The 2018-nt window shown below is 41.8% G+C and carries 3 protein-coding genes; 2 read left to right on the top strand and 1 reads right to left on the bottom strand.

All coding sequences use genetic code 11. From position 1 onward, the window contains the following. Window positions 1–86 precede the first annotated feature (86 nt). Window positions 87–872 carry a COG4705 family protein gene (locus LG31_RS0107640; protein WP_033113893.1) on the bottom strand — a complete coding sequence of 262 codons (786 nt, stop codon included), beginning with the start codon at window positions 870–872 and terminating at the stop codon, window positions 87–89. A gap of 134 nt (window positions 873–1006) precedes the next feature. Here LG31_RS0107640 and LG31_RS0107635 point away from each other — a divergent pair, with 134 nt between their 5' ends. After that, complete coding sequence (locus LG31_RS0107635) at window positions 1007–1441, top strand: EamA family transporter (RefSeq protein WP_033113892.1); 435 nt, start codon at window positions 1007–1009, stop codon at window positions 1439–1441. 205 nt (window positions 1442–1646) lie between these two features. After that, on the top strand, window positions 1647–2018 hold a 372-nt coding region (locus LG31_RS0107630; protein WP_033113891.1), incomplete at its 3' end, for a phosphoethanolamine transferase domain-containing protein.

The raw sequence follows: 2018 nt of genomic DNA, 5'->3' as shown, positions 1-2018 counted from the left end.
AATCACCACTATCTGTTTTGACTGACTATAATTGGAGCAGGCATATGCATCATATGACACTGCTCCAACACTATCATTTAATACACTTAGTTATCAGTATCTAAATCCAACGCTACAGTGTCGTTTTGTTTGCTTCTTGTACTTGATATAAATACCAGCACAGCAATCGCTAATAGTAATGCAGCTGAGGCTGAATAGCGGCTAAGTTCTAACCCACCCTTGCTCAATGGCTTATCCAGGAAATCTCCAACAACAGCGCCAAGGGGGCGTGTGATAATAAAAGCAGCCCAAAACAAGAATGTACGAGATATTTTAGTCCATAAGTAGGCTGCAACTATGGCCAGCAACATGCCACCGAATACTACGGAACTCCCTGCATACCCGAATCCGGCATCATCGGCAGTCCAGTCACCCAAGGCTGTACCAAGGGTTTGTGAAAACATGATGGTGATCCAGTAGAACATTTCTGTTCTGGGTGACGAAATTACACTGGATGATATCTCTCCTTGCGCTCGATACCACACCCCAAAGGAACCAAGTAACAAAAGGAAGAGTATGGTCGAACCACCTGCATAACCAATTCCCAAAGAACGGTCTGCAAAGTCAGCCAACGTTGTACCTACCGTGGTGGTTGCGATGATCGTGACCCAATACAGCGTAGGGTTATAAGACTTGGCGGATATCTGAGCACTGACAGCAGCAAAAAAAATGACTGCAAAAATTGCTGTACTCACCAGGTAGCCTAGATCCATCGACATCGATAACGCATCTCCGCCTGTCTCACCAAGCGTTGTTGCTAAAATTTTAATCATCCAAAAGGCCAGTGTGATTTCTGGCACCTTGCTTACGATGTTATCGGTGTTGCTATGCATAGTTCACCCTATCCTTTGGTTAGACGAATCGCCGTCTATGAAAGAGTGTCAGGGATTTATTAAGAAACACTTAAGCTAGATGGCGCCATGCGAAAAAATCTAACATTGATGCGTAGCGAATTATTGGGTGTCAAATGGACTCACAAACTGGGTGGTTCTACTGGGCTTTCTTGTCTGCAATTTTTGCTGCTCTGACTGCAATTTTTGCGAAGGTAGGGGTGGAAGGGGTTGATTCTGACCTTGCAACGTTGATCCGCACAGGAGTGATCATCGTTGTTTTATCAGCATTTATTGCTTACACAGGGAAGTGGGCCAACCCTTTTGGTCTAACACCAAAAACTTGGATTTTCCTTACTCTGTCCGGTTTAGCAACAGGCGCTTCTTGGGTCTGTTACTTTCGAGCACTAAAGATTGGTGAGGCTTTTAAGGTTGCCCCAGTAGACAAGCTCAGCCTTGTCTTGGTTGCTATTTTTGCTTTCACTTTCCTTGGTGAACGGCCATCGGTCAGAGAATGGTTGGGGATTGGCATGATCGCTGGCGGTGTCTTGCTATTGGCTTTCAAGCGATAGAAAACTGAACGAAGAGCATCTTAAGACTTCCTTAATTTTGGCTGTGTATCATTTCGGATAAGCGATTCGTGATTGAGATCACATTTTTATCAGTAAATGACAAAATGCCAATTAAGCTCACGTACAGCTTTGTTACCATTCATTTTCAACATACAGACAAGATGTATCGTTAGAAAGTGACTGTTGGGCTATTAATGGAGTAAGTATGCCTTCCCTTATAAAAATAAAAATTGTGCCGCTCATATTTTTTTTGGCACTGTATTTTGCATTTATGCTGAACTGGCGTGGAGTTCTCCATTTTTACGAAATTCTTTACAAATTAGAAGATTTTAAATTTGGTTTCGCCATTTCATTACCAATATTGCTTGTTGCAGCGCTTAATTTTGCATTTGTTCCATTTTCGATACGGTATTTAGTAAAGCCTTTTTTTGCACTTCTTATCGCACTTAGCGCAATCGTTAGTTACACAATGATGAAGTATAGAGTCTTGTTTGATCAAAACATGATTCAGAATATTTTTGAAACCAATCAAAATGAGGCATTAGCATATTTAAGTTTGCCAATTATAGGATGGGTT

It is taken from the genome of Aeromonas lacus (assembly GCF_000764665.1).
Classification (GTDB): domain Bacteria; phylum Pseudomonadota; class Gammaproteobacteria; order Enterobacterales; family Aeromonadaceae; genus Aeromonas; species Aeromonas lacus.
This window is presented reverse-complemented; position numbering and strand designations above follow the sequence as displayed.